The organism is Trichococcus sp., assembly GCF_049589555.1.
In the GTDB taxonomy this organism is placed as follows: Bacteria; Bacillota; Bacilli; order Lactobacillales; family Aerococcaceae; genus Trichococcus.
Window position 1 is genome coordinate 1 of sequence record NZ_JBAWAZ010000040.1, and the last position, 3,986, is coordinate 3,986.

Below are 3,986 nucleotides of genomic sequence, written 5' to 3' on the forward strand. Positions count from 1 at the left end.
TTTGGATTGCCTCCTCTTCTGTTTCAGTCAGAAGATCGAAGTCGAGGAATCGTTGCGTAAAGTCATTGGCGATGCCCAGCAGCTGTCCTCCCGGAATATCCTTGAAGGATGCCGAAATGCGCCGTTCCACAAACATCTCCTTTGTGTTTGTCGCCGTCGTGTAATACAAGCGGGACAACGTCGACCGGTGCGCGCGCATAAGGAAGACCGCCTCCTCCATGCTGCCGCCCGCCTGTTTGATGGCCAAAGCAGCCAACTCTTCATCGTAGAGGCTGCTCTCCGACATCACCTGATCGACCAACGGACGCATACCCGCGAGGATATCCTCCACATCCAAAATCCTTCCGCTTCTGACGCGGGCATAGGTCAACCCCAGATTGGATTGCGCAATGGCTTCCTGTCCGCCTTTTACTGCTACATATCCCATCTAGCGCACCCCTTCCAGAACCGTCGTTCGCGGCAAACCGATGCAGGAACCGCCTTGATCGACGATGAAACAATCGACGCCCAGCGGAAATTCAGCGACTGCTTCATTGCGGGCAGGAATCCAATGGTTGGCTGCAGTGATGTCCAACCATTCGCATTCCCTGACGCCTGGGCCGCTCAAGACATAGGTTGCATCCGTTGAGATGGCTTCCGTTTCCAAAATCACGGTCGCGTTGTGGTTCGGGTCCAACAGCGTGCCTCTCTTGGCTTGGCGGAAAACTTCGCCTAAAAGTAACCGATCCGCCGCTTTCGGGATGATGATGTAATCCGCAGCTTCCAATCGAGCTGAACGGGCCAAGGTGCGTATTTCGATTTCTTCTGTAGTCGACGCATCCTCGCCGACCAGATGGAACGTCACTTCCCTGTCCAACAGGGTCATCAGGATATCCATTGTTTCATCCAATAACATCGTTCTGTATGCGAATGTTGTGTCCAGCGCCACGATTTTCCCCGGGCGGGACAGACTATCCAGAATTTTCCGGAAAACCCGTTGTGAGTCTTTCACTTTGTTGTGCATGTTATCCTCCTATTGGTTCATCGTTTCAAAATTCACTTTGGTCCGCGCCAGCTCTCTTTGCCTGTGGTAGATCGCTTCTTCCCCTGCAAGCTCCAATTGCTCGAGTATTTCCTGCCATTCTTGCGTTTCCGGCAGTCCCGCGCTGTAGGTCGCATCGATGATGGCCAAGGCGCGCGAAAGTTCCGCCTCATGGCCTTTGACGAGGCCGATGCCGAGTTTCCCAGCGATGCGCACTTTCGTTTCCGTGACCAGCACCTCACCGAGGTAGAACAGGGAATTCTGGGCCGATTCCCTCACTTTGATCATCGTCAACGCTTCGTTTGGTTCGGAAATCATTTCAATGGGATAGCTGCCTTCGATAGTCTCGGCCATCCGCAGTGCAGCGGCCCTTCCGTAATCGATCAAAATCCGTGTCCTTCTTCTTTTATTCAACTGGAACACCCCTTTCGAAAATCAGTGTAACTTGTCGCCAAGTTCGAAACCATGAATTTCCGGTTAAGCTTATGTAAACACTGTAAGCATTTTGTAAACGCAAAAGAGCATATTTGTGGACAAGAAAACCCACACCACGACAAAAAACACCGCCGGACCGGTTGTTTTGCGCCGGCACGGCGGTGTTGCTGTTAAACATTTATTTTGTAGCTGAATCGGTCGCTGCGGTAGACGATTTTGGTCAGTTCCAGCAAGCGGCCGCTCGCTTTGTCGCGGCAGTCGCTTTCCAGGATCAGCAGCGGCACCAGTTCCCCGCACTCCAGCAATTCCTGTTCCTCCGAATGTGGGAAGGAGACGCTCAACTCCGAGCCGCTGCTTGTGAATGCGCGGTAGCCTTTCGTGTTGTAATAGCTGAACATCGATCCGATATCCCCACCTTCAGCCTTGATGTCCGGGAACATCGCTGTCGAAACATAGGAATAATGCAACGCAGCCGGCACGTCATGGACGATGCGCAATCGGCAAACTTCATAGAGTTCGCCTTCTCCGCGCATTTGCCGTAAGCGTTCATCCCCGCCCCCTTCGTCCACCAATTTGCAGTGAACATTCCGGGAACGGTAAGGGATATTTTGCTGATTCATCTTTTCGGAAAAACTGACATCCCCGCGCAACGCAAGTTCGATGGCTGGACGTTTTTCGCGCGGGAAATGCCCGAGCCCTTGTTTGGAGCTGATGTAGCCCATCGCTTCCAGCGTCTCATAGACTTTTCGGACACTATTGCGGGTCGTCCCGAAAAAGTTCGCCAATTCGTTTTCGCTAGGCAATTTTTTATTTTCCGGAAAACCGTGATGGATGATTTTATCTAAAAGATAGTCGCGGATTTCGCTTTCTATTGTACGCAGTTTGCATCAACCTTTCTGGATCCCTCATTTCAGGATGGCGGAATTTGTTTCTTTGCGAAGAGCACATAGCCGATTGCCACGCCCATCAGCACGATGCTGGCGATGACGGTCGTGATGATTTCCGAGTACTGCCCGGCAAACCCGTCCTCAGACATGTGTTTGATCAGGATGCCCGCATAAGCCCAAATAATCACGAGTCCGTATGCGATATCGTGGTTGCGGATCATCGTGACGGCTCCGATTGCAAGTCCGATCACGATGATCAGGATCGTCCAGATCGACTCGGGAATCCCGAAGCCATTCCAGCCGATATCGACCAGCAGCGTCGTGATGTTCGCAATCGTCGCCACCGTTATCCAGCCAAAATAAACACTGAACGGCAGCCGGATGAACAGTTTTTCCTTCTGATCGAGTTTTTCCTTCAGTATCAACTGGTTGATGTAGATCAGGCTCAGCAGAAGCACTAGCATCAGGATCACCGACAGGCCGATCATGCGGTAATGCCAACTGAAGATCCAAGCAGCGTTCACCAAGGAATTGACCGAAAAGACGATGCTGACTTTCTTAAGCAGTTCCGTTTTCACCTTGCTCTTATCGCCTTGAAATAAGCCGAATTGGTAAAGTGTGTAACCCGCCAACAAAAGATAGATGACGCCCCAGATCGAAAACGTCAATCCGGCAGGTGCAAACAAGTTCGGATAGGAATCCGATACCGCTCCTGTGTCGATGCCGTTGATCGGCAGGATATTTGCCATAGCATTAACTGCAATCATGATCAGATACGTCACGACCACCGCGATTTTGATGGGCGCTTCAGCTTGTTTTGTTTGTACTTTTGTTTCCATCTTCATTTCCTCCTCTTTCAATGTCCCAAATAAGAAAAATAATTGCCTATGGATAGTCTCAGACGCACAGCATTTTGCGCAATAAAGAAAGTGTTCTCCTACCTTAATAGTACTCAAAACATTGTGCCTATGCAAATATTGAGACAGCTCGGAAACTAAAATATTTTTCTTAATTATAGCCCAATTTTTTGACATTTACCCACCCTAGGCGTACTTTTAAGGAGACAAATTCTTTGTTCAACCTTGCCATCCATCATCTGAAAATGTTAGCAATTCCCCTACCCAATCGCTCCTATCGCTTTGAATGAAAGGAAGAGAAAAGATGAACAGGAAGCAGAAACTATACGGGTCGACCACGTTTTTGAGTCTTTTGTTGTTGTTTGGTTGTACAGCGGACGACGATGCTGCGACAAACGATTCTTCGGCATCCGGCTCAACGGAAGTGACCGAAAGCAGTTCAGAAGCAGAGGACAGTTCCGAACAAGATGAATCCATAATGGAAGACAGCGAAGAAAGCGACATGGAAGAAGACGAATCGATTGAAGCGCCATACATCTACGGTGCGGTCGGCGCCTTGGCGGACAACGATCTGACGATGGAAGAGATGTTCACATATGCCATTCAGGATGAACAATTGGCCCACGGAGAATACGCCTACGTACTGGGAACCTTCGGGGATCAAGCTCCGTTCAACAACATCGTATCCGCTGAAGCACAGCACGTTTCTGAAATGACTGTTCTGTTCGAAAAATACGATTTGGCGGTTCCGGCTGACGAATCAGCCGATCACCTCAAACAAGCGGC

Annotated in this window: 6 protein-coding genes; 1 reads left to right on the plus strand and 5 read right to left on the minus strand. The window is 50.1% G+C overall.

What is annotated here, in order from left to right; genetic code table 11:
• The 5 genes from WBV27_RS01860 to WBV27_RS01880 all read right to left on the minus strand — a co-directional run.
• Window positions 1–427, minus strand: a 427-nt coding sequence (locus WBV27_RS01860; protein ID WP_424198907.1) for a carbon-phosphorus lyase complex subunit PhnI, incomplete at its 3' end; no start/stop codon positions are given.
• Window positions 428–1,003: a phosphonate C-P lyase system protein PhnH gene (gene phnH, locus WBV27_RS01865; protein ID WP_424198909.1), complete on the minus strand. Its 576-nt coding sequence runs from the start codon at window positions 1,001–1,003 to the stop codon at window positions 428–430. It abuts the gene before it with no gap.
• Between the two features lie 9 nt (window positions 1,004–1,012).
• Window positions 1,013–1,435 (minus strand): phosphonate C-P lyase system protein PhnG, encoded by a 423-nt coding sequence (gene phnG / locus WBV27_RS01870; protein WP_424198911.1) that lies wholly within the window; start codon window positions 1,433–1,435, stop codon window positions 1,013–1,015.
• A 191-nt stretch (window positions 1,436–1,626) separates the two neighbouring features.
• Window positions 1,627–2,337, minus strand: a complete 711-nt coding sequence (locus tag WBV27_RS01875; RefSeq protein ID WP_424198917.1) for a GntR family transcriptional regulator — start codon at window positions 2,335–2,337, stop codon at window positions 1,627–1,629.
• Between the two features lie 29 nt (window positions 2,338–2,366).
• Window positions 2,367–3,182: a tryptophan-rich sensory protein gene (locus WBV27_RS01880; protein ID WP_424198913.1), complete on the minus strand. Its 816-nt coding sequence runs from the start codon at window positions 3,180–3,182 to the stop codon at window positions 2,367–2,369.
• Between the two features lie 322 nt (window positions 3,183–3,504).
• Here WBV27_RS01880 and WBV27_RS01885 point away from each other — a divergent pair.
• Window positions 3,505–3,986, plus strand: a 482-nt coding sequence (locus WBV27_RS01885) for a hypothetical protein (RefSeq protein WP_424198915.1), incomplete at its 3' end; no start/stop codon positions are given.